Below are 23,411 nucleotides of genomic sequence, written 5' to 3' on the forward strand. Positions count from 1 at the left end.
TCGTTGCGAACGAGAAATGATATATGATATATCTTTTACTCTGACAATACGGAAAATGAGGACCCCATGGACGCCGCCAGCACCTACCAGATCACCCTGCCGACAAAGGTTTTCTTCGGACCGGGCGAGCGCCGCCGGCTCTCGGAGGAAGCGGGACGGATCGGCGGCCGTGCCTTCGTCATGGTCGATCCGTTCCTGAAGGAGACGCCGGTCGAGCGCGGCGTGCTGGCCTCGTTGTCGCAGGCCGGCGTCTCCGCCAGCCTCTGGCACGACATCGTGCCCAATCCGCGCGCCGGCACCTGCGACCGGGCAGCGGCGGAGCTGGTCGAGGCCGGCGCGACCATGATCGTCGCGCTCGGCGGCGGATCGACCATGGATGCGGCGAAGGCCGTGGCGCTGGTGGCGGCGAACGGCGGGACGAGCTGGGACTATACGGCGCGCGCCGGGGCGCAGGTGCGCCAGCCGGAACGGCGCGGCATACCGCTGATCGCCATCCCGACCAATGCCGGCACGGGCGCCGAGATCACACCCTTCGCCGTGCTCTCCCATCCCGACCTGCACCTGAAGGCGACGATCATCCATCCGTTCTGCTTCCCGGACGTGGCGCTCATCGATCCCGACCTGCACCGGACCAAGCCGAGGCGGCTTACCGCCTCGACCGGCGTCGACACCTTCCTCCACGCCTTCGAGGGTTATATCGGCACGCGGCCGAGCGGCTGGACCGATCTCTTCTCGCTGCGGGCGATGGAACTGACGGCGGAGTGGCTGCCGCGCGCCTGCGACGACGGGGCCGACATCGAGGCGCGCACGCGCATGGCGGAGGCCTGCTACATGGCCGGCATCACGCTCGGCGCCATCGGCGTCGGCATTCCCCATGCGCTCGGCCAGGCGCTGGGCGCCCTGAAGGACACGCCGCACGGGGAAAGCTGCGCCGCCTTCCTCGTCGAGACGGTGCGCTGGACCCATCCGGTCGCGGCGGACCGGCTTGCGACCGTCGCCGGGTTCTTCGGCGGCGGCGACCTCGCCGGACGCCTCTCCGGCTTCTTCGATCGCATCGGCCTCGACGCGCGGCTGTCGCGCCTCGGCCTTGCCCGCGACGAGACGGGCCGGCTTCTCGACATCGCCGAGGCCAATTACGGCTTCGACATCGCCTGCTCGCGCAAGCCCGCCGGCAGGGCCGACCTCGAGGCGATCGTCGCGGCCAGCTTCTAGAGCGTGTCTCGCAAAGGCGTGCAGCAGCTTTGCGAAAAGACACGCGTAAAAACAAAGGCCTGAAGCGTATAAGCGAATCTGAAAGATCGCGACACGCTTTAAATCATGTCCAGCCGAAACGGGATCGTTTCGGCATCGGCCAAGGCGGCGACAAGAAAGGACGGGGAACGTCCAGCGGACCCCTCGTCGCCGGACACACCTTCCGGCCCGCGCGGCTGACAGGTCCCGACCCCGGCGCTATAAGATGCGCCATCACCGGAGTTCGACATGGGCACATTGGGCAAGATCGACAGGGGCAATCTTTCCAGCCAGGTCTACGACGCGATCCGCAATTCGCTGATGGACGGGCGTTATCCCCCCGGCGACCGGCTGCGCATCAGCGCGCTGGCGGACGAACTCGGCGTGTCGATCACGCCGGTGCGCGAGGCGATCTTCCGCCTCGTCAGCGAGCATGCGCTGGAAATGACCGCCGCAACGGCGATCCGCGTGCGCGATCTCAAGGCCGCCGAGGTGGCGGAGATCCAGACGATCCGCCACCATCTGGAAGGCGAAGCCGCCCTGCAGGCGGCCGCCCGCATCACCCCGCCCGACCTTCAGGCACTGGAGACGTTGCAGGAGGACTTTCGGCTGGCGGCGGCGAGCGACCCGCAGCAGGCGGCGCTGCTCAACCGGCAGTTCCATTTCCAGCTGGTCGCCGCCGCGCGCATGCCGCTGATCTTTGCCACCGTCGAGAACATGTGGACGCTGCTCGGACCGCTGCTCCGGCTCTTCCACATGACGGTTCCGGCGCGCGACCTCGCCAGCGAGCGCCACAAGCACTACGACGTGCTCGCCGCCCTGAGGGCGCGCGACGGCGACGGCGCGCGCGCGGCCATCCAGGCGGACATCGGCTGGGGACGGCTGATGGTCGAATGGATGGAGGAGCGTTCCGCGCGCGGCTGACGCGGGAGCGCATTCGCTCCGGCTATCGGGCAAGGCGCCGCGAACAAGGAGGCAGGGCATGGTCGGGCGATCCCGTGATCACCGGAGATGTCCTGTCTATGCCTTGCACACCGTGTCCGGCGGTCAAATCCGATCCGGATTTGACGGGACGTGGTTCAGATGTCGAGCGTGGTGTCGCGCTCCCACTGCGTGAAGTGGGAGGCGTAGGCGTTCCACTCCTGATGCTTGAGCTTCAGGTAGGCGGCGGAGAAGTCGTCCCCCATCGCCGACTTGAGGCCGGCATCGGCATCATAGGCGCGCAGCGCGTCCAGCAGGTTCAGCGGCAGCTTCGGCGCGTCGGTGATGAGATGTCCTTCCTGGTACATGTCAATGTCGCGATGCGGGCCGGGATCGGCATCGCTGCGGATACCGTCGAGGCCGGCAGCGATGATCACCGACTGTAAGAGGTATGGATTGACCGCCCCGTCGGGCAGGCGCAGCTCAAAGCGTCCGGGGCCGGGCACGCGCACCATGTGGGTGCGGTTGTTGCCGGTCCAGGTCACCGAGTTCGGCGCCCAGGTCGCGCCCGAGATCGTGCGCGGCGCATTGATGCGCTTGTAGGAATTGACCGTCGGATTGGTGATCGCGGCAAGCGCGCTCGCATGTTTCATGATGCCGCCGAGGAAGGTGCGGCCCTTGGCCGAGAGACCGAAGGCGGCCTCCCGGTCGGCAAACGCATTGGTCTTGCCGTCGAGATCCCAGACCGAAATGTGGCAATGGCAGCCATTGCCGGTCAGCCCCTTGAACGGCTTCGGCATGAAGGTGGCGCGCAGCCCGTGCTTTTCGGCGACCGACTTCACCATGAACTTGAAGAAGGAGTGCTTGTCGGCGGTCGACAGCGCATCGTCATACTCCCAGTTCATCTCGAACTGGCCGTTCGCGTCCTCGTGGTCGTTCTGGTAAGCGCCCCAGCCGAGTTCGAGCATGTAGTCGCAGATCTCGGCGATGACGTCGTAGCGGCGCATGACGGCCTGCTGGTCGTAGCAGGGCTTTTCGGCCGTGTCGTAGATATCGGAGATCGCGGAGCCGTCGGCGGAGATGAGGAAGAACTCCGCCTCCACGCCGGTCTTGACGCGCAGGCCAAGCGCTGCGGCTTCCGCGATCTTCGCCTTCAGCACGTTGCGCGGCGCCTGCGCCACGCTTTTGCCTTCCATCGCGCAATCGGCGGCGACCCAGGCGACCTCCCTCTTCCACGGCAGCTGGATGACCGAGGAGGCGTCCGGCAGGGCGAAGAGATCGGGATGGGCCGGCGTCATGTCGAGCCAGGTGGCGAAGCCGGCGAAACCCGCGCCCTCCTCCTGCATGCCGGCGATCGCCTGCGCCGGAACCAGCTTGGCGCGCTGGCCGCCGAAGAGGTCGGTGTAGCTGATCATGAAATATTTGACGCCGTGTTCCTTGGCGTAGCTGGCGAGATCGATCGTCATGGCAGTTCCCCGTTTTTTTGACGACAGGCCCGGTGGCGGTCAGGCGGCGGGTTCGACGCTGACCTCCGTGCGGACCGAATGGGCGATGAAACATTCGCGGTGGGCGAGATCGTGCAGGTCCGCGATCGTCGCTTCATCCGGCGCATCGCCCTCCCAGACGATGAGCGGACGCAGCACGACGCGGCTGATCCAGTATTGTCCCTCCGCAGTGCGCGAGAGGAGGCCTTCCGCCGTGTCGCTGTAGCGGTTCACGACGAGGCCGCGTTTGCCCGCGACATAGAGGAAGGACATCATGTGGCAGGAGGAAAGGCTCGCCACGAAGGCCTCCTCGGGGTCGATCCCCGAGGCATCGGAATAGCGCGGGATGACGGCGGGCGAGGACGAGGCCCGGACCATGAGGCCGCCGTCGAAGGTCCAGTGGTGGCCGCGGTGGAATCGCCCGTCGGCGAAGGCCTCGTCGGCCCCGCGCTCCCAGACGACCGTGGCGACGTGGACGGGCATGGATCAGAAGCCGCCCTTGCCGGGGATCCAGCTGGTTCCGGCGAGCGGCACGTGCGCCATCGCCGAGGCCTCGATGGTGAGTGCCACGAGATCCTCCGGCTCCAGATTGTGCAGGTGGTTCTTGCCGCAGGCCCGCGCGATCGTCTGCGCTTCGAGCGTCATCACCTTCAGGTAGTTGGCGAGACGGCGACCGGCGAGGATCGGGTCGAGGCGCTTCGACAGGTCCGGGTCCTGCGTGGTGATGCCGGCCGGGTCCTTGCCCTCGTGCCAGTCGTCATAGGCGCCGGCGGTGGTGCCGAGCGCCTGATACTCGTCTTCCCAGTGCGGATCGTTGTCGCCGAGCGCCACCAGTGCCGCCGTGCCGATCGCGACCGCATCGGCGCCGAGCGCCAGCGCCTTCGCCACGTCTGCGCCGGAACGGATGCCGCCGGAGACGATGAGCTGGACTTTCCGGTGCATGCCCAGATCCTGCAGCGCCTGCACGGCGGGGCGGATGCAGGCGAGCGTCGGCATGCCGACATTCTCGATGAAGACGTCCTGCGTCGCCGCCGTGCCCCCTTGCATACCGTCAAGCACGACGACATCGGCGCCGGCTTTCACCGCGAGCGCGGTGTCGTAATAGGGGCGCGCGCCGCCGACCTTGATATAGATCGGCTTCTGCCAGTCGGTGATCTCGCGGATCTCGAGGATCTTGATTTCGAGATCGTCCGGTCCGGTCCAGTCCGGATGGCGGCAGGCGGAGCGCTGGTCGATCCCCTTCGGCAGCGTGCGCATCTCGGCGACGCGGTCGGAGATCTTCTGGCCGAGCAGCATGCCGCCGCCGCCGGGCTTCGCCCCTTGGCCGACGACGATCTCGATCGCGTCGGCGCGGCGAAGGTCCTTCGGGTTCATGCCGTAGCGCGAAGGGAGATACTGGTAGACCAGCGTCTGCGAATGGCCGCGCTCCTCGTCGGTCATGCCGCCGTCGCCTGTCGTGGTCGATGTGCCGGCAATGGTGGCGCCACGCCCCAGCGCTTCCTTGGCCGGGCCGGACAGCGCGCCAAAACTCATGCCGGCGATGGTGATCGGCGTCTTCAGCGTGATCGGCTTCCTGGCGAAGCGCGTGCCGAGCGTCACCGACGTCTCGCATTTCTCGCGATAGCCTTCGAGCGGATAGCGCGAGATCGAGGCCCCGAGGAAGAGCAGGTCGTCGAAATGCGGAACCTTGCGCTTCGCCCCGCCGCCGCGGATGTCGTAGATGCCGGTCGCCGCAGCCCGGCGGATTTCGGCGAGCGTATAATCGTCGAAGGTGGCGGACTTGCGCGGCGGCGTGCGCGGATTGTGATAGCTCATGTCCGGTCCCTCAATAGGCTTCGGCGTTGTCGATGTTGAACGTGTAGAGTTTGCGCGCCGAACCGTAGCGCCTGAACGAGGCCGGATCGACATCGGTGACGCCGGCCTTCTCCAGAAGCTCGGCGACGAGCTTCACATGCTTCGGCTTCATCTCCTTCTCGATGCAGTCGGCGCCCAGGCTTTTCACCGAACCGCGCACGAAGAGCTTGGCTTCGTAGAGGCTGTCGCCCAGCGCGTCGCCGGCATCGCCGAGCACGACGAGGTGGCCGGACTGGCCCATGAAGGCCGACATATGGCCGATATTGCCGTGGACGACGATGTCGATGCCCTTCATCGAGATGCCGCAGCGCGACGCCGCGTTGCCCTTGATCACGAGAAGGCCGCCACGTCCGGTGGCGCCGGCATATTGCGAGGCGTCGCCCTCGATGACGACGGTGCCGCCCATCATGTTTTCCGCCACACCCGGACCGGCCGAGCCGTGCACGGTGACCGTGCCGCCATCGTTCATGCCGGCGCAGTAATAGCCGACGGAGCCGTGCACGTCGACGCTCACGGGCTTGTCGATGCCGACGGCCACCGCATGGCTGCCGCGCGGATTGACCACCTCGAAATGGGTCTCGTTCGAGCCCTCGGGAAGGGCGTGCAGCGCGCTGTTGAGGTCACGCAGCGGCGTGACGGAAAGATCGAAGACGGGCATGGATGGTCCTTGATGTCGGGAGGCGCTCAGGCGGCCTTGTCGTGGTCCCAGAAGTAGACGGTCGCCGGCTCCGGCTCCCAGACGCGGGCGGTCTCGATGCCCGGCAGGTTGACGAGCGCGCGGTATTCCGAGCCGAAGGCGACATAGCGGTCGGTCTCGGCCATCACCGCCGGCTTGCAGGCGATCGGATCGCGCACCACGCCGAAGCCGGACTTGGTGCCGACGACGAAGGTGAAGAAGCCGTCGAGATCGTCGAGCGCGCCGGTCAGCGCCTCGCCGAGATCCTTGCCCTTGGCCATCTCGGCCGTCAGATAGGCGGCAGCGACCTCGGAGTCGTTCTCCGTCTCGAAGGCCATGCCTTCGCGCTTCAGTTCACGCCGCAGGTTGTTGTGGTTCGACAACGAGCCGTTGTGGACGAGGCACTGGTCGGCGCCGGTCGAAAAGGGATGCGCGCCGAGCGTGGTCACCGCCGATTCCGTCGCCATGCGGGTATGGCCGATGCCGTGCGTGCCGCCCATCGCGCGGATGTCGAAGCGGGAGACGACGTCCTTCGGCAAGCCGGTCTCCTTGTAGATCTCGACGCTGTCGCCGGCGCCCATGACGCGGATGCGCGGGTTGATCGCGGCGATCGCCGCGCGCGTTTCGTCGAGCGCCGCCGAGTCGAGGTCGATCACGGCATGGGTGCTCTTCACGGTGACCGCGACCTCATGGCCGGTCGCGTCCTTCAGCTGCGCGGCGAGCGCAGCGAAATCGGCGGGATCGGCCGATTGCACCGTGATCTTGGCACGGCCTCTCGATGGCGCGCCGTAGATGGCGATGCCGGCCGAATCCGGCCCCCGGTCGGTCATGGTGATCAGCATGTCCGAGAGCAGGTTTCCAAGCTCCGGCTCCAGCGATTTGTCCTTGAGAAACAGTCCGACGATTCCGCACACGGGCGCGCTTCCTCTTGATGGGGTCGATGGGAAAGACCTACCAGCCCCGCACGGAAATATCAACTAAGGAGAATAAAAATTTCTTTTAAGGCAAATCAGCCGCGGGCATGCGGCTGCGGATAGGAGATGATCGAGAGGTATCGGATCGGCAGGCGCACCAGTTCCTCCGGTCCGTGCCGGGCGTCGGCGTCGAAGAACAGGCTGTCGCCGGGCAGCATGGTGAAGAGCCGGTCGCCGTGGCGGTAGACCACCTCGCCCTCCAGCATGTAGATGAACTCCATGCCCTCGTGCTGGAAGGCCGGGAACGTGTCGCTGTCGGCCGACAGCGTGATCAGGTAGGGCTCGACGACGACGCCGCTCGAATTGTTGTCGATATGGCCGAGCAGATTGTACTGGTGGCCGGCGCGGGTGCCGCGCCGCTCCAGTTCCACCCCCTCCCCCGCCTTCACGAAGACGGCGTTGCGCGGCTCCTCGAAGCGGCGGAAGAAGGCGGTCAGCGGCACGCCGAGCGCGCGCGACAGCGATTGCAGCGTCGTCAGCGAGGGCGAGATATTGCCGTTCTCGATCTTCGACAGCATGCCGAGCGACAGGCCGGTGGCCGAGGCGAGATCGGCGCCGGTGATGCCGAGCGTCTTGCGAAACGCCCGCACCTCGTGGCCGATGGCGATCTCGAGATTGTTGACGGTCGGCTCCCGCAATGCATGCGGATCCTGGCCGAAGGCGGCAGCCAGCCCCCCCGTCTCGACCGTGTCGCTCTTCTTGCCCATGCCGCTTCCCCCGGTGTCTCGGAGGCCATTCTGTCCTGCGGGTGAAATTTTCTCAACTGTCGGGAAAGATGAAAGTCGTCGCGGTCAGGGGATGGCCGGTGGCAATGCGTCGAGAAGGCCTCGGACCGCCGCGATCTCGGCGGAAAGCGGCCGGTCGTCGGCATAGCGGGCGGAACGATCGCGCACCGCGCGGTGGATCGCCTCGGTGCCCGGCGCGCGGGCGCCAAGGCCGGCCTGGATGTCGCTCGCCTCCGCCGCCGCCAGGAGTTCGATCGACAGGATATCGGCGGTGTTGTCGATCAGCGTCATCAGCTTGTTGGCGGCGGATGTCGGATGGCCGAGGAAATCCTCCTGCAGGGCCGATGTGACGCCGCCGTCGACGCTCGCGGGCGCCGCCAGCCGCCGGTTTTCCGCCGCAAGCACGCAGGCGGTATACTGGGCGATCATGAAGCCGGAGCCGGCGCCCGGATCGGCGGCGAGGAAGGCCGGCAGGCCGCTCAGCGCCGGATTGGTCAGGCGCTCGATGCGCCGCTCGCTCATGATGGCGATCTGGGCGAGCGCGATCGCGAGCGTGTCGAGCCCATGGCCGAGGGCCGGCGCCACCGCATGGGCCTGCGAGGCGACGCGCGGATCCTCCGGCGTACCGAACAGCGCCGGATTGTCGGTGACCGAGGCGATCTCGCGATCGACGACCTCCGCCACGAAGGCGAAGGCATCGCGGGCGGCGCCGTGGGCGTGCGGGACGGCGCGCAGGCTCAGCGCATCCTGCGTGCGCCGGCCCTGCGAGGCGGGGATCATGCCGCTGCCGGCGAGCCGGGCACGCAGATCCGCACCTGCAGCCTGCAGACCCTCGGACCGGCGGATCGACAGCACGTCCTCGCCGAAAGCGTTCACTTGCCCGCCGAGCGCCTCGATCGTCAGCGCCGCCGCGGCTTCGGCCCAGCCGATCAGCCGTTCGGCCCGGGCAAGCGCCAGCGCCCCGAGGCCGGTGGCGCAGGCCGAGCCGTTGACGAGGCTGAGGCCCTCCTTGGCTTCGAGCAGCAAAGGTTCGAGACCCATGGCGGCGAGCGCCTCGCGACCGGAGACGGAGCGACCGTCGAGCCGTGCCCTCCCCTCCCCGATCAGGACAAGGGCGATATGGGCATTGTGGGTGAGATAGCCGGCCGAGCCCTTCGACGGCACGTGGGGAATGCAGCCATGGTCGAGGAAGGCGAGATAATGGCGGATGATGGCGGCGCGCACGCCGGAATGGCCATGGGCGAGATTGGAGATCTGCGCGGCGATGATCGACCGGACCTCGGCTTCCGGCAGGAGCGGCCCGACGCCGGCGGCATGGCTCATGATCAGGTTGCGCGACAGGCGTTGCTGCGCGGCGCGGTCGACCGCCGTGTCCGACAGCGCGCCGACGCCCGTCGTCACGCCATAGGCGCGCACGCCGCTCTCGACGATGGCCGTCACGATGGCCCGCGCATGGTCGATGCGGTCCCACGCGGCCGCGCTCAGCGTCAGGCGCGCGCCTTCGGCGATCGCGGCGATGCCGCGCCAGTCCAGCCCGTCGTCAAGAAGGATCGTGTCCATGAAGCCCCCGAGGATGTCCTTCCATGGTGTAGGGAGGGGCGAGGGGCGGCGTCAACACGCGGGCGCGACATCGGCCGGCGCGAAAACCGGCGTCGAGAGCATGTCCAGCCGACGCGGGATCGCTTCGGCGTCGGACACTGCGGCAATAAATGGGAGAGAGCACGTTCGGTCAGCCGATTCTCACCGAACGCGCTCGCGAGATGAAAGAAGGGCGCGGCCTGGCGGCGGCGCCCCTCCCGGCGGATATCTGCGCGGCTCAGAGCCGGACCAGCAGGCCTTCCGGCGCGCAGGTCAGGAGATGGCGCTTCTCGATCGAACGGTCTTTCACGAAGTCGGCGCCCTGTTCCGTCGCGAGGAAGTCGTTGACCGCCGTCAGCGGGCTGTTGCCCGGGCCCCAGGGCCGCGTGACGTTGAACGTGTCCTGCGGCGCATATTCGATGCCGGTGTCGAGCACGACGACGGCCGAACCGGAGGTGACCATCGGGGCGTAGAGTTTCAGTTCCTCGAAGACATGGTCGCGGGTATGGTTGGAATCGAGGAAGACGAGCACCGTCTTCGCCTCGCCGATTGCGGCCTTCACCGCGTCGATGATCGCGGCGTCGATCGAGGAGCCCTGGATCAGCGTGATCATCGGCGCCAGCGGATGCGATTCGATCGCCTTGCGGTTATGGGCGCGGATGTCGATGTCGATGCCGATCACCTTGCGCGGCGTGTAGGCGCCGGTCCTCAGCATCTCGCCGTGGGCGATCGCGGCGAGGATGCTCGCCGACAGCACCAGCGAGCCGCCGCGGGCGATGCCGGTCTCGACGATCACGTCCGGCTGCACGCGCCAGATGATTTCCGACAGGGCCGCGATGTCCTGCGGGTCCTGGATGATCGGCAGGCCGAGCCACTGGAACATGTACTGATAGTCGAAGGTGCGGCTGCCGTCGTGCCAGGCGCGCACGGTCGCGCGGACCTCGGGGTCGACCCAGTTGCGCTCGGCCATGCGGGCGCGGTCGGCGGAAAATTCCGCCGTCGGCGTGCGGTTCTGGCAGTCGGGCGGCAGCATGACGACGTCGACGTCGCCGCCATAGGTCTCGGCGAGATAGGTCTCGATGCGGTGGCCGTTGACGGCGGAGACGAAGGCGACGGAGCGCATGCCGGCGGCCTTGCTCTCGGCGACCAGCGCGGCAAAATCGTCGGCGCCGAGGATCGTCTTGCCGGCGATGCTGCGCCCGGTGAGCCGCGCGTCGGAATCCGCCATCCAGTCGAACCCGTCGAACGCCCGGTCGGCGAGCGTCTGCAGCAGCCGGAAGGCATAGCTCGACAGGCCGTAGACGCCGAAGCGGGCGGCGATGCCCTTTTCCGCATAGTCCGCGACGGTCGCGTGGACGGCGCCGACGGTGACCTCCAGGTCGCGCGCGGAGCGCGACAGGTAGTGCGCCATCACCTCGGCCGGTGCGCTGCGGATCGACGGAAGCTTCGGCTCCGGCTGCGGCTCCGCCGCCTTGCGGGCAAGCACGAGGATTTCCGGATAGGCGAGCGTCGGCGTGACGCGGCGCTCGGATTCGCGCGTCGAGACGATCGTAAACCCGGCGCGGGCGAGCGCATCGGTCAGCGTCGTGATCTCGAAATGGTTGATGTGTTCGAGGTCGAAGCAGTTGTAGGGACCGTAGTAGAGCTCGTCATAGCCGCGCATGTCGGGGACGGCGACGCAGAACAGGCCGTCATCGGCGAGGATCTCGCGGATGCGGGCAAATTCCGTGTTGAAGTTGTAGACATGCTCGAAGCAGTGCGTCGAGACGACGAGGCCGTAGGCGAGATCCGGATAGGGGCTCTCCATGTCGTAATTATAGGCCGCGCGGGCGCCGCGTTCCCTGGCGAGCTCGGAGAAGGCGAGCGCACCGGAGCCGAAATCGAGGACGTCGGTCTTCTGCCAGTCGAGGCCGCCGTCATTGCCGATGAGATCGAGCACGCCCTCGAAATAGGCCTTGTCGATCAGCCCGAGCGCGCCGACGCGGGTATAATGCTTGTTGAAGCGGGTGTAGTAGTCGATGTAGTCGGCGTTGACCGAGGGCGAGGCATTGCCGATGAAGCCGCAGTCCTTGCAGGTGATCACGGCCATGTCGCCGGAGAGCGGATAGCCGGACGGGGTCATCAGCTTCATGTTCGTCGTCGTCCAGGTGAGGTCCGTGCCGCCGCAGCTGCGGCAGCAGGTGGCCTCCGAGGCGATTGCGTATCGATCCGACAGGGGCGCGTCTTTGTACATCGAAGCCTCTCTTTTCAATCTTTGTGGCGGGCGAACAGGGTCAGCCCCTCGCCGAACAGGGAATGGGAGCGGAGATAGAGGTCGTGGGCGCCGAAGCCGGCGAGAACCGCCGGGATCTCCAGCAGCGACCGTTCGTCATGGGAGATGTTGACGAGGATGTCGCTCCTCGTCGCCGCGATCAGCCGGCGCGCGCCGGCGAGCGCCAGCGGCTCGGCCGCCTCGACATGCAGCTTGATCAGCACGCGGCCGCCGGCGGCTCCGCCGGTCTCCGCGTGGACATCGTCGAGCGTCACCGCGTCGAGGTCCATCAGCGCCGGATGGCCGAGCGCGCCTTCGCCGGTGATGCGCGCCGAGAGCTGGCCATTGGCAAGAAAGGCGTGGCTGCCCGGCCGGTCGTAGACGGGGTGGGCGTCGATCGTGATCGCCGCCGCGCGCCGGTCGTCAAGCCTCGCCTTCCTCCGCTCGCAGGTCGCGAAATTGCGGGGATCCGGTTCGAAGGCGAGATAGCGGCCGAAGGTGATCCCCGCGGGATCGAAATAGTCGACGAGGCCGAGGTCGAAGGCGCCGCAATCGTAGACGCGGTCGTAATGGGTGTCCGCGCGGCCGAACAGGCCGAGATCGTATTTCGATCCTTCCGGTCCGACCGGATAGTCGTGTCTCAGCACGCGGTCGTAGCGCCAGGCGCCGACCGCCTCGAGGATCGCGCCGGACTCGGCATCGGAAAACAGCGCCGGCAGCGCCGCGAGCCTTGCCCGGGTGGCATCGTCGGCCTCGAGGTTGCGCCAGCCGTTGGAAAAGATCGCCGGGGAATGGTGGTCGAAGAAATCGTAGACGGTCAGCACCATCGGCTGGCCGAGCCGGGCGAAGATGCCGTCGACCTCGGCCGTCGGCATCTTGAAGGCGCTGAGCAGATAGGTGATGCCCTCGACCGGCTGGTGGTCGGTAAGGTCGCGGATCTCGATGCCGCCGAGCGTGCCGCGCTTCCTCGAATCGAGGATGAAGGCGGGCTTCTCCACCCCGGCCGGCCAGAGCGCCAGCGCCATCTCGCCAAGCTGGCCGGCGCCGATGAGCGCAAAGCGGCCGGTGGCGAGCGCCGCGCCGAGCTGTTCTTCCGTGACGCTCATGAAAGCTGCTTCTTCAACTGTTCGCGGTGGCCGTCGAGATTGTCATGGGTACAGGCATGGACCTGGCCGCAGGAACTGCACGACGAGACCGAGGACAGGCCGCCGAAGACATGGGCGTGGCGGAGCTCCCGCAGCTTCTCGCCGTGCCAGATGTCCATGATCGAGTCCGTTTTCAGGTCGCCGATGGCGAGCTCGCGGTTCCAGTCGACGCAGCAGGGCGAGACGATGCCGTCGGCATTGATCGACAGCGAGTAGAAGAGATAGGGGCAGATCTCCTTGTGCACCGTCTGGCGCCCGTAGGCGTCGATGTCCTTGTGCACGGCGTCGGCGACGGCGAAGCTCGGCCAGCTCGCCACCGTGTTCTCGATGAAGATGCCGTCGGAGATCGGGCCGAACGTGTCGAAGAACATCCGGTCCTCGCCGATCGTGTAGTCGAGGTTCTGCGCCACCGTCTTGACATGCAGCTTCATGTCGCCGCGGATCGAATAGAGATGGCGGACCTTCTCGACGAAGGCGTCGAAATCGAACTTCACCCGGGCGAATTTCAGGTAGCGCTCGGAGGTGACGCCCTCGATCGACAGCACGACGCGGTCGATGCCGCTCTCGACCAGCTTCTCGCTGAAGCCGGGCGCGATCTTCGAGCCGTTCGACGTCGTCTCGACGCGCTCGACCTTTCCGACCCGCTTGGCCGCCTTGACCATCTCGATGAAGTTCGGGTTGAGCATCGGCTCGCCGTCCTTGAAGAGCTTCAGCACCTTCAGCGGGCGTTCGAACTTGCCGACATCGTCCATGATCTTCTGGAAGAGGTCGAGCTTCATGAACATCTGCCCGCGCCCGGACGCCTTGATCAGGTGGGGGTCGCCGGTCGGGCAGAAGCTGCACTTGAAGTTGCAGAGCGAGGCCGGGTCGATCTGCATCGAGATCGGGTTTGGCAGCGGCAGGAGGTTGCCGAGCGATTCGCGCGGATAGGCCTTCGGCAGCATGAAGACCTTGTTGGGATCCATTTCAATGCCCACGGCTGTATCCCTCCAGGACGGCCTTGCTGAAGAACGTGTCCGGCAGCACGCTGAAGGCCGCCAGCATCTTGTCCCTGTCGGCGTCGACATTGTCGGCCTTGCAGTGCGTCACCTGGCTGCACTTGCCGCAGACGCCGTGGTTCTTGCGCAGGCCCTGGAGATGGGCGAGCCGGTGCGACTGCATCTCGGGACCCGTCCAGATCTCCTTGAGGCTGGTGTCGCGCAGCGAGCCGACACGAAGGCCGCGCGACCAGTCGACGAAGCAGGCGCTGATCGAGGAGTCCGAATTGACCGAGATCGAATAGAAGAGATAGGGGCAGACCTGCACGTCCTCGATCTCGTTGCCGTAGAGGCCGGTGGTGATCTTGATGTTCATCCGCTCCTCGACGTCGAAGTCGGGCCAGCAGGGCGAGGTGTTCTCGACGAAGATCTTGTCGCAGTGGTCGCCGAAGAGATCGTAGAACCTGTCGTGGCTCTCCTTGCCGATGATCTCGGACGTGGTCTTGATCACCACCTGGCACTCGCCGGAGACGGAATAGAAGTCCTTGATCCCCTGCACGAACTTCGGCATGTCCACCTTGGCCTTGGTGAACTTCCAGAACTGCTCCTCGTCGAGCCCGTCGATCGAGATGTTGACGCGGTTGAGGCCGGCCGAGATCAGCTTCTCGCCGATCTCGCCGTTCAGCAGATAGCCGTTGGTGGTGGTGTCGATGATCTTCGCCACCTTCGCCTCGGACGCGATCTGGATCATCGTCGGCAGGTTCTTGTTGAGCAGCGGCTCGCCGTCCTTGTAGAGGCGCAGGACTTTCAGCTGGTCGTCGAATTCGGCGATGTCGGAAATGATCTTGTGGTATTCGCCGAGCGACAGGTTGCCCTGGTAGCGCCCCGTCGACTTGATCAGCTCGCGGTCGCCGGTCGGGCAGAAGGTGCACTTGAAGTTGCACGCGCTCGAGGGATCGATGAAGACGACGTAAGGGGTGCGCAGCGGCACGACTTCGCCGAGCGCCGTGCGCGCCGCCTCGATGCGAGGCTGAATCTTCTGCTCAATGTCCAGGCGCATATCGTGTGACTTTCCCGATTTCAGAACTCTTGCTCATTATCGCCGGCGTGACTTGCCCGACCCTGACGCGGTGAGCGGGGGCGGACCGCCGGAGGCGGCGCGGGCGGGCGCCGCGAAGCGCAGGTCCAGCTCCTTGCCCGGCACGACGATCTGGTCGATGAGGTCGTAGAGCGCGCGGGGCGTTTCGACGCCGCCGATCGCCTCGTCGAGATAGAGCCGGTCCCCCTCGCGGCCGGTAAACACGCGGTAGCCCGTGGCGCGGACCGGTTGCCATTCCGGCCGGAAATGCTTCCTGTGCCGCCCGCCCTCCCAGCGGTCGAAGGCGAGGCCGTAGCCGTCGCACATCTGCCGGTAGGCGATCTCGGTCAGGGCGTTCGAGCAGCTGCGGGCACAGGCCTCGGCGAAGCGCTTCTCCCAGCCGGTGACGCGATAGCCGTTGCGCGTCTTGTACCAGTGCTGCACCTGCGCCACCGCGGCGGCGACGCCGAGATTGGAGGTGAAGGGGAAATCCTTCAGGTCCGGATCGTGGTCGAGGTTGCGGCCGAGATCGGCCATGAAGGCCTCGTAGCGCTTCTGGAGTTCGGCCGCGTCGCCGTTGCCGCCGGAATTGCTGGCGGCGCAGGCGCCGAGCACGGAATAGGGCCGCTCGACATAGGCGAAGCCGCGGGCGACGAAGAGCATCTTGATGATGCTTTCGTAGTCGACGACCGGGAACTCGAAGACGCAGCCGAACCGGGCCTTGAGCGTGTCGAGCGCGTGGCGCGACAGGGCGCCGTGATAGATGCCGAAGGGCGAGTTCGGCGTCTCGCCCGCGCCTTCCCAGCGGAACATCGCGCCGATCAGCGTCTCGCGCTCCACCTTGTGAATGCCGGTACCGAGCTTGACCATCACGTTGCACGGCCGCGCCCGGTTGTCCGGCCAGTTGTAGGCGAGCCGCCCCCAGGTGATCGCGTCGACGGGAGTACCCGTCGCCTCGATCCGGTCGATGACGTCGATCACGTCCGGATCGGCATAGTCGTCGTCGCCGATCACGATGACCCAGTCGCCGGTGGCGCCGGAGACGCAGCGCTCCCAGTTCCTCATCATCGACAGCGTCGCGCCGGTGGAGGGCTGCCAGACGACGCGCGGGTCGCGGGCAACCTCGCGCATGAAGTCGTTCATCGGCGCGGGATCGTCGGAATTGTCGGTGAAGACGAATTCGACGTCGAAGCGCAGGTTGGACACCAGGCTGCGGATCGTTTCCTGGAAGGTCTTCGGCCGGTTGCGCGAGGGCACGCAGATCGACAGGCGGGGGTGGGTCATGCCGACGCCTTCTGCCGTTCCTCGCGGTCGAGGGCCCCTACATTGCTGAAATCGAGCTCGTCGATCGTCGGGATGATCTGCAGCATGTGATCGTAGAAGGTGCCGAGCGTCCTGGCGCCGCCGATCTCCTCGTCGAGATAGAGAAGGCTGACATTGGTGTGGTGGATCACGCCGGTGTATTTCGGCACGTCCGCCGGCGGCGCATAGGGGCGCGGCGCGAAGAGATGGGCATAGGCGCCGCCGCGCCACCTGGCGAAGCCCTCGCGATAGTCGGCGATGGCGATGTCGTAGTCTTCCTCGGTCTTCAGATATTCGCAGCCGAGCGCGCAGGCCTTGACGAAATTCTCCTCCCAGCCGGAGAACTCGATATTGTACTTGCGCTTGAACCAGATCTGCGCCTGGGCGATGATGATGCAGTTGCCGAGATAGGAGGGGAAGGGAAAATCGGCGAAGTGGTCGTCCTTCTCCATGTCGCGGCCGAGGTCGCGGGCGAAATTCTGCTGGATTTCCTTGATCCGCTTGATGTCGCCGAAGCTCGATCCGTTGCTTTCCGGGCAGATGCCGGCGACGGAATAGGGGCGCTGCGAATAGACCAGATGCTTGGCATAGGTCAGGATCTTCAGCGTCATCTCGAGGTCTGGCGCCGGATACTCGAAGTAGCGCCCGCCGAAGCGCTTCCTGATCCTGAGCATCAGGTCGCGCGAGATCGCGGCGTGGTAGATGCTGAACGGGCATTGCGGGATGCCGGCAGACGTCGTGCCCCAGAGATAGTAGCGCTCCCACATGGTCGAGCGGCGGACGTCGGTGACGTCCCTGCCGAGCTCGACGATGACGCTGAGCGGGCGCCGGCCGGGCTTCGGCCAGATGTAGCAGGGCCGGCTCCAGGCGATCGCTTCCGTGTGCGGCTTCAGCGCCAGCGTGCGGCGGATCAGTTCGGCGGCCTCCGGATCGACCATGTCGTCGTCGCCGACGATGCAGATCCAGTCGCCGCTGGTCGCCTCCATCGTCCGCTCCCAGTTGTCCTGCATCGACAGGACCCGGTCGGCGGACGGGAGGAAGACGATGCGCGGATCGCCGTCGAGCTCCTTCATGAAGTCGATCATGATCGAGGCGTCGTCGGAATTGTCGGAGAAGACGAATTCGACGTCGGTGCGCAGGCTCTTCACCAGATAAAGGATCGTGTCCTTGAAATAGAACTGGCGGTTTCGCGAGGGAACGCAGATGCTCAGCAAGGGTCGGGTGCGCATCATCATCCTTCCGGTGACAGGCGGGAGCGGAAAAGTGGCGGCATCACGGGATCAGACGACGCCGGCGCGCACGACATTGGTGCCGATGAAATCGAGCGGCGCGATCATCGCCCGCACGACGCCGAAGAAGTCCTGCGCGTCGCGCGCGCCGCCGAGGAAGCGGTCGACCATCAGCGTGTCGCCGTGCAGGCCGCGCCGCGTGTCGCGCGGCGGCCGGCCGCGGAACTGGGGCTGGAAGGCACGGGCGAGCGCGGGATCCAGCGCCGCGAGCGCGGCGCCATAGGCGCGCGCCTTCGCCTCGAAACGGGCGGGTTCCACTTCCTTCATGCAGTCGATGATGCAGGCGCGGATGAAGTCGGCCTCGGCGCCGAGCCAGTCCGAGCCGAGGCTGCGCAGCACGTAAAACTGCGCTTCCGCGACCGCCGCTGTGATGCCGATCCCAGCATGGAGCGGAAAGCCGCCGGGCGCGACCGGCACGGCGTCGAAGGGCAGCGCATTGATCGCCGACATCGGCCGGGCGCAGAAGACCAGCGCATCGGCGCACAGCACCGTCTTCGCCGTCCATTCGAAACGCGGCACCGGCGTCGTCCAGGGCATGGCGTCGGGAATGGCGAGCATCGTTTCGAGAAGCGGGCGGCGCACGAGGCCGTGGAAGACGCCGAAGGGCACCTTCGGCACGTCGAGGCTGCCCTGCCAGTAGAAGAAGGCCTTGAGCATGGCCGTCTTCTCGAAGGTGTGCACGTTGAAGGAGGTCGGCACGGCGACGGAATCGGCGGCGGCGGCGTCCTGGCGCGGGTCGATCTGGAAGGTGTTCCAGCCGATCGCGTCGGCGGAAGGCGCCACCCCTTCGACGAAGCCGCTGAGCGCGGCAAGGCCGGCCTCGATCATGTCGCCGGGCTCGACCAGCGTCACCCAGTCGCCGGTGGCGTTTTCGAGCGCCAGGCGCCAGAGGGCGCGCAGGTCGCCCGGATCGAGCGGGGCCGTGACGAGGCGCAGGCGCGGATCGGCGGAAAGGGCGGGCAGGTCACCGGCGATCGCTTCCGGCGCCGCGACGACGATCTCGATGTCGTCGCTTCCGGCCGTCAGCGCGGCGACGAGACGCGAGGGCGCGGCATCGGCTGCGGAAACGGGAATGCAGAAGGTGACGGTCATGGGCGCTCCTCGGGATCGGCAAAGATCTGGCAGGCGCATGGTCGGATGCCAGCCTGCTGCGCGAGCCTAGACGCCGAAGCTTGAGCGAGGCTTTGGCGGCGGCCGGACGGCCGCTACCAGCTCTTCCAGGGCGGGGCCCCGCCCTGCCAGAGGTTTTCGAGATGCACCTTGTCGCGCAGCGTATCCATCGGCTGGAAGAAGCCGGTGTGGAAATAGGCCTTCAGCTCGCCGTCCTCGGCAAGCGAGGACAAGGGTTCGCCCTCCCAGACCGTGTCGTCGCCGTCGATCCGGTCGATGCATTTCGGCGAGAGCACGAAGAAGCCGCCATTGATGAAGCCCCCCTCGCCTTCCGGCTTCTCGACGAAGCCGCGCACGTCGTCGCCGTCGAGCTTCAGCGCGCCGAAGCGCGCCGGCGGCCGGACCGCCGTCACGGTTGCGAGCCGCCCGTGGCTGCGGTGGAAGGCGATGGTGGCGGCGATGTCGACATTGCTGACGCCGTCGCCATAGGTGAAGCAGAAGGCGTCCTCGTCCTTCAGGTAATCGGCGACACGGCGCAGGCGCCCGCCGGTCATCGAGGTCTCGCCGGTGTCGACCAGCGTCACCCGCCAGTTCTCGGCACTCTGGCGGTGGAACTGCATCTGGTTCGTCTTCAGGTCGAAGGTGATGTCCGACATGTGCAGGCCGTAATTGGCGAAATATTCCTTGATCACATAGCCACGGAAGCCGCAGCAGATGATGAAGTCGCGGATGCCGTGCGTGTGATAGAGCTTCATCACGTGCCAGAGGATCGGCCGGCCGCCGATCTCGATCATCGGCTTCGGCTTGAGGTGCGTCTCCTCGGCGATGCGCGAGCCGAGCCCGCCTGCGAGAATGACGGCCTTCATGCGCGCGTCCCCGTCAAGGAACAGCGTGGCGCGAGACCGGGGCGATGGGCCCCGCCGGGAGGTGTCGTGTAAGGCATGGCGGCATTCCGGGATCGACGTCGTGGTCCGCGATCCTCCCATGCCAGGCTGGCGCGGGGCTTTCCCGTCAGACGCGCACGGCCGTCTCGACGAAGTCCTCGCGGCCGAAGATGCCAAGATAGCGCTCGACCTCTTTCGGGTCACCGGTCGCCTTGCGCGGATTGTCCGAGAGCTTCACCGCCGGGCGCCCGTTCGCCTCGCTGACCTTGCAGACGATCGAGATCGGGTTCAGCCCGCCGATCTCGGTCGGGGCGCAGCCGGCGAAGTCGTTGGTGAGGTTGGTGCCCCAGCCGAAGCTCATGCGCACCCGGCCGTTGAAGTGGCGGTAGGTATCGATGATCGTGTCGACGTCGAGGCCGTCGGAGAAGATCAGGAGCTTCTCGCGCGGGTCGCGGCCCATCTTCTCCCACCAGGCGATGATCTTCTCGCCGCCCTCGATCGGCGGCGCGCTGTCCGGGCGGAAGCCGGTCCAGTCGGCGACCCAGTCGGGCGCGTCGCGCAGGAATGCCGCGGTGCCGAAGGCGTCGGGCAGCACGATCAGAAGGTTGCCGCCATAGAGCTGGTTCCAGTCCTGCAGCACCTTGTAGGGCGACGCGGCAAGCTCGACCTTGGTGCGCGCCAGTGCCGCCGCCACCATCGGCAGTTCATGGGCATTCGTGCCGAGCGCCTCGAGGTCGGTGTCCATGGCGAGGAGCACGTTGCTGGTGCCGGAAAAGGCCGGGCCGATGCCTTCCTTCAACGCCTCGACGCACCAGCGCTGCCAGAGGAAGGAGTGGCGTCGGCGCGTGCCGAAATCGGAGATCCTCAGATCCGGATGGGCGCGCAGCCGCTCGACCTTCGACCACATCTTCGCCTTCGCCCGCGCATAGAGGACATCGAGGGTGAAGCGTCCGAGCCCCTTCATCGCCGCGCGCGAGCGCAGCTCGTTGATGATGGCGAGCGCGGGGATCTCCCAGAGCGTCGTCTCGGCCCAGCGTCCGGGAAAGGTCAGTTCGTACTGCTTGTCGTTGCGCTTCAGCTCGTAGTCCGGCAGGCGGAAGTCGGCGAGCCAGGCGAGGAATTCCGGCGAGAAGATCTGTTTGCGGCCGTAGAAGGTGTTGCCGGCGAGCCAGATCATCTCCTTCTTGGTGAATTTCAGGCTGCGGGCATGGTCGAGCTGCTCGCGCAGCTCCTGCTCGTCGATCTCCTCGGCGAGGAAGACCGTCTTCGTCCGGTTGATCAGCGTGAAGGTCGCGTCGACGTCCGGATAGAGCTTCCAGATCATCTGCAGCATCAGGAGCTTGTAGAAATCCGTATCGAGCAGGCTGCGCACGATCGGATCGAGCTTGAAGGCGTGGTTGTACACCCGCCTTGCCAGGTCCGTCTTGGTCATCGACGTGTCTCCTCACCGGTAGCCCGCGTGGGCCTCACGACGCGCCACGTCCTTTGCGCCGTCATGCCATGTCCGTCCTCGCGCCACAAGGGTGCGGCCTGCGTCGAACGGCACCGGTTCCATCGATCAGAGACGGATTTAAATCGACACGAGCGGCTCAGCCGGCCTGTGCCGCAAGCGGCACGTCGTCGTCGACATTGGCGCCGGGAACGGCGAATTCCGCCAGCGTCATCGTGTCGAGCACCGCCGCCATCGCGTCGCGCACCTCGCTCATCGAGCGGCGGACCTGACATCGACCCGGATCGGCGCAGTCGTCACAGGCCTCGAAGGCGGTGCGGCTGGCGCAGCGGATCGGCGCGAGCGGACCGTCGAGGGTTCGGATCACCTGGCCGATGCGGATCTCGTCCGCCGGCTTCGACAGGGAATAGCCGCCGCCCGGGCCCTTCTTCGAGCGCAGCATGCCGGCATTGCGCAGTTCGAGAAGGATCGTGTCGAGGAATTTCTTCGGAATGTTGTTGCGCTTGGCGATGTCGGTGACGAATGCGGTCTCGCCCGGGCCGAGGGTCGCCAGGTCCGCCAGCGCCTTCAGTCCGTATTTTCCTTTTTTGGTCAGCATGTCTCTTCACTTCGGGAAAGGATGCGACGCCGGCGCCGACCTTGCGGCGGGGCAGGCTCTGGAGGTACATCAGGACGATGGCGATCACAAGGCGCCAGCCCATAAACTGCATGGATTTTGTCGGAATTGGCGTGCCCCGGCCCCGTTCCTGCTTGACCGGCGCGGCCCGACCGGTTTTCTGACGCGAGGAACGACACGCCGGAAGGAGACGCCGATGACGGAAAAGGACAGCAAGCTGACCGCGACCAAGCGGCGCTGGGCGGCGGAGGGACGCTTCCTGACCGGCCGCGAGGGGCGGCCCGCCACCGAACGCCTGCCGCCCGGCCAGCATCTCGTCACCGGCTGGCCGGTGCTCGATCTCGGCCAGACGCCGGTGATCGACGCGCGCCACTGGCGCCTCGACGTGACCGGCCTCGTCGAGCATCCGGTCTCGCTCGACCGCGACGGCTTCGCCGCGCTGCCGCAGAGCGCCCATCTCTCCGACATCCACTGCGTCACCACCTGGTCGCGCTACGACAATCACTGGGAAGGCGTTTCGACCCGCGACCTTCTCGACCACGTCATGCCGAAGCCGGAGGCCCGCTTCGTCATGCTGACGAGCTATGACGGCTACACGACCAACCTGCCGCTCGCCGATTTCGCCGTCGACAACGCGCTGCTCGCCACCGCCTGGGAAGGCCTGCCGCTGACGCGCGAGCATGGCGGGCCGGTGCGGCTCGTCGTGCCCCACCTCTATTTCTGGAAAAGCGCCAAGTGGATCCGCGGCATCGATTTCCGCGCGAAAGACGAAGCCGGCTTCTGGGAGCGCAACGGGTATCACATGCGCGGCGATCCCTGGGCCGAGGAGCGTTACTCGGACGACTGACCGGCCTTGCGCGCGGCGCGGTATTCGTCATAGAGGCCGGCGAGCTTTCCCCGCAGGAAGTCGTCGAAGCCGGGGGCCGACTTGCGGCTGACGGCGAAGATCGTTTCCGTCCGTCCCTCGCGGATCTTCAGCGGCGACGAGCGGTCCGGGGCAATCCAGGGCTCGGCGCGCGCGCCCTCCTCCCCGCCCCTTTCGGCGAGCGCATCGAAGACCGACTGGAAGCGCTGGTCGGTGTCGAGCGCGGCAAAGCCGGGCCGGGCGGCGAGCGCGAGGGCCCGGTCGGGAGCGTCCGCCCTTTCCAGCCGCTCGGTCAGCTCGATCCAGCGGCGCCGGCCGAAGGCACCGGCCGGGCCGATCGCCTCGATCAGCGCCACCGGCAGGCGCCGCACGACGGCGATCATCCGCGACAGCGCCGCCTTGTCGACGCCGAGCGCCGACATGATCGTGTCGCGGGCAAAGCCGCGATCCTCGAGCCGCGCGGCAAACAGCGCCCGCTCAATGTAGGAGAGATCGGTGCGGGCATTGTTCTCCTGCCCCTGGCTGACGATCAGCTGCTCGTCGCTGAGCGAGCGCACCACGGCCTTGACCCGGATCCTGAGATCGCGCGCCGCCGCCAGGCGGCGATGGCCGTAGGCGACCTGGTAGCGGCCCCTCACGTCCGGATGCGGGCGCACGAGGATCGGCACCTGCTGGCCATGCTCGCGGATCTGGGCCGTGAGCGAGGCGCGGTCCTCGGCGCTGACGCCGAGCCGGTCGGCGACGAAGGAGCCGTCGACGAGGTCGGGATCGAGCTCGACCACCGCCTGGCCCTCGGCGAGCTGGCGCTCCAGCGCCTCGGCGCGTTCGACCTTCTGGGTGATGTTGGAGAGCGAGCGGGTGATGCCGCCGACCTGGCCCGGTACGCGCGGCGGCGGGACGAAGCCGGCGATCGGCCGGCCGGGCGGCCCGGCGCGGCCGGCCTCCGCGTCCGGAGCGGGCGATGGCGTCTCGGAAATGCCGATGAGGTTCTTGCGGGCCATG

General features: G+C 66.8%; 21 protein-coding genes. 3 read left to right on the forward strand and 18 right to left on the reverse strand.

The features are described from left to right. The first annotated feature begins 66 nt into the window (after nt 1-66). Together ACEVQ6_RS12575 and ACEVQ6_RS12580 are read left to right on the forward strand one after the other, a co-directional pair. Nucleotides 67-1,212: an iron-containing alcohol dehydrogenase family protein gene (locus tag ACEVQ6_RS12575; protein ID WP_374889337.1), complete on the forward strand. Its 1,146-nt coding sequence runs from the start codon at nt 67-69 to the stop codon at nt 1,210-1,212. A gap of 267 nt (nt 1,213-1,479) precedes the next feature. Then, nucleotides 1,480-2,154 carry a GntR family transcriptional regulator gene (locus tag ACEVQ6_RS12580; RefSeq protein ID WP_374889338.1) on the forward strand — a complete coding sequence of 225 codons (675 nt, stop codon included), beginning with the start codon at nt 1,480-1,482 and terminating at the stop codon, nt 2,152-2,154. Nucleotides 2,155-2,309: 155 nt separating this feature from the next. Here ACEVQ6_RS12580 and glnT read toward each other — a convergent pair whose 3' ends face one another. From glnT to ACEVQ6_RS12665, 17 genes are all read right to left on the reverse strand, one after another. Further along, a complete protein-coding gene (gene glnT / locus ACEVQ6_RS12585; protein ID WP_374889339.1) occupies nt 2,310-3,617 on the reverse strand; it encodes a type III glutamate--ammonia ligase in 1,308 nt (435 codons plus the stop codon). A gap of 39 nt (nt 3,618-3,656) precedes the next feature. Beyond that, on the reverse strand, nt 3,657-4,118 hold the full coding sequence (locus ACEVQ6_RS12590) for an OsmC family protein (RefSeq protein WP_374889340.1): 462 nt from the start codon (nt 4,116-4,118) through the stop codon (nt 3,657-3,659). 3 nt (nt 4,119-4,121) lie between these two features. Continuing rightward, nucleotides 4,122-5,450 carry an FMN-binding glutamate synthase family protein gene (locus tag ACEVQ6_RS12595; RefSeq protein WP_374889341.1) on the reverse strand — a complete coding sequence of 443 codons (1,329 nt, stop codon included), beginning with the start codon at nt 5,448-5,450 and terminating at the stop codon, nt 4,122-4,124. A 10-nt stretch (nt 5,451-5,460) separates the two neighbouring features. Further along, on the reverse strand, nt 5,461-6,147 hold the full coding sequence (locus ACEVQ6_RS12600; protein ID WP_374889342.1) for a GltB/FmdC/FwdC-like GXGXG domain-containing protein: 687 nt from the start codon (nt 6,145-6,147) through the stop codon (nt 5,461-5,463). A 26-nt stretch (nt 6,148-6,173) separates the two neighbouring features. Beyond that, nucleotides 6,174-7,079, reverse strand: coding sequence for a class II glutamine amidotransferase (locus ACEVQ6_RS12605; RefSeq protein WP_374889343.1), 906 nt, complete (start codon nt 7,077-7,079; stop codon nt 6,174-6,176). A gap of 95 nt (nt 7,080-7,174) precedes the next feature. Beyond that, complete coding sequence (locus ACEVQ6_RS12610; RefSeq protein WP_374889344.1) at nt 7,175-7,846, reverse strand: helix-turn-helix domain-containing protein; 672 nt, start codon at nt 7,844-7,846, stop codon at nt 7,175-7,177. Between the two features lie 84 nt (nt 7,847-7,930). After that, complete coding sequence (locus tag ACEVQ6_RS12615) at nt 7,931-9,424, reverse strand: HAL/PAL/TAL family ammonia-lyase (RefSeq protein WP_374889345.1); 1,494 nt, start codon at nt 9,422-9,424, stop codon at nt 7,931-7,933. 256 nt (nt 9,425-9,680) lie between these two features. Next, nucleotides 9,681-11,675, reverse strand: a complete 1,995-nt coding sequence (locus ACEVQ6_RS12620; RefSeq protein ID WP_374889346.1) for a CmcI family methyltransferase — start codon at nt 11,673-11,675, stop codon at nt 9,681-9,683. A gap of 14 nt (nt 11,676-11,689) precedes the next feature. Then, nucleotides 11,690-12,799 carry a class I SAM-dependent methyltransferase gene (locus ACEVQ6_RS12625; RefSeq protein ID WP_374889347.1) on the reverse strand — a complete coding sequence of 370 codons (1,110 nt, stop codon included), beginning with the start codon at nt 12,797-12,799 and terminating at the stop codon, nt 11,690-11,692. Then, nucleotides 12,796-13,815, reverse strand: coding sequence for a radical SAM/SPASM domain-containing protein (locus ACEVQ6_RS12630; protein WP_374889348.1), 1,020 nt, complete (start codon nt 13,813-13,815; stop codon nt 12,796-12,798). The genes ACEVQ6_RS12625 and ACEVQ6_RS12630 overlap by 4 nt, the downstream gene beginning before the upstream one ends. After that, complete coding sequence (locus ACEVQ6_RS12635; RefSeq protein ID WP_374889349.1) at nt 13,805-14,875, reverse strand: radical SAM/SPASM domain-containing protein; 1,071 nt, start codon at nt 14,873-14,875, stop codon at nt 13,805-13,807. The genes ACEVQ6_RS12630 and ACEVQ6_RS12635 overlap by 11 nt, the downstream gene beginning before the upstream one ends. A gap of 36 nt (nt 14,876-14,911) precedes the next feature. Beyond that, nucleotides 14,912-16,177: a glycosyltransferase family 2 protein gene (locus tag ACEVQ6_RS12640; RefSeq protein ID WP_374889350.1), complete on the reverse strand. Its 1,266-nt coding sequence runs from the start codon at nt 16,175-16,177 to the stop codon at nt 14,912-14,914. Further along, complete coding sequence (locus tag ACEVQ6_RS12645; RefSeq protein WP_374889351.1) at nt 16,174-17,424, reverse strand: glycosyltransferase family 2 protein; 1,251 nt, start codon at nt 17,422-17,424, stop codon at nt 16,174-16,176. Before ACEVQ6_RS12645 ends, ACEVQ6_RS12640 begins: the two co-directional genes overlap by 4 nt. A 51-nt stretch (nt 17,425-17,475) precedes the next feature. Further along, the gene (locus ACEVQ6_RS12650; protein ID WP_374889352.1) at nt 17,476-18,576 is read right to left on the reverse strand and encodes a hypothetical protein; all 1,101 of its coding nucleotides are present in this window, start codon (nt 18,574-18,576) and stop codon (nt 17,476-17,478) included. Nucleotides 18,577-18,689: 113 nt separating this feature from the next. Continuing rightward, a complete protein-coding gene (gene rfbF, locus ACEVQ6_RS12655) occupies nt 18,690-19,460 on the reverse strand; it encodes a glucose-1-phosphate cytidylyltransferase (RefSeq protein ID WP_374889353.1) in 771 nt (256 codons plus the stop codon). A gap of 145 nt (nt 19,461-19,605) precedes the next feature. Beyond that, complete coding sequence (pncB, locus tag ACEVQ6_RS12660; RefSeq protein ID WP_374889354.1) at nt 19,606-20,910, reverse strand: nicotinate phosphoribosyltransferase; 1,305 nt, start codon at nt 20,908-20,910, stop codon at nt 19,606-19,608. Between the two features lie 157 nt (nt 20,911-21,067). Then, nucleotides 21,068-21,526, reverse strand: a complete 459-nt coding sequence (locus ACEVQ6_RS12665; RefSeq protein ID WP_374889355.1) for an RrF2 family transcriptional regulator — start codon at nt 21,524-21,526, stop codon at nt 21,068-21,070. Nucleotides 21,527-21,740: 214 nt separating this feature from the next. Here ACEVQ6_RS12665 and ACEVQ6_RS12670 point away from each other — a divergent pair, with 214 nt between their 5' ends. Next, on the forward strand, nt 21,741-22,391 hold the full coding sequence (locus tag ACEVQ6_RS12670) for a sulfite oxidase-like oxidoreductase (protein ID WP_374889356.1): 651 nt from the start codon (nt 21,741-21,743) through the stop codon (nt 22,389-22,391). On the opposite strand, the gene repB is transcribed toward ACEVQ6_RS12670, so the two are convergent. Beyond that, entirely contained in the window at nt 22,376-23,410 is a 1,035-nt protein-coding gene (repB, locus tag ACEVQ6_RS12675) for a plasmid partitioning protein RepB (RefSeq protein WP_374889357.1), read from the reverse strand. The genes ACEVQ6_RS12670 and repB overlap by 16 nt on opposite strands. Nucleotide 23,411 lies beyond the last annotated feature (1 nt).

This window comes from Ensifer soli (genome assembly GCF_041928815.1).
Taxonomy (GTDB): Bacteria; Pseudomonadota; Alphaproteobacteria; order Rhizobiales; family Rhizobiaceae; genus JBHFEI01.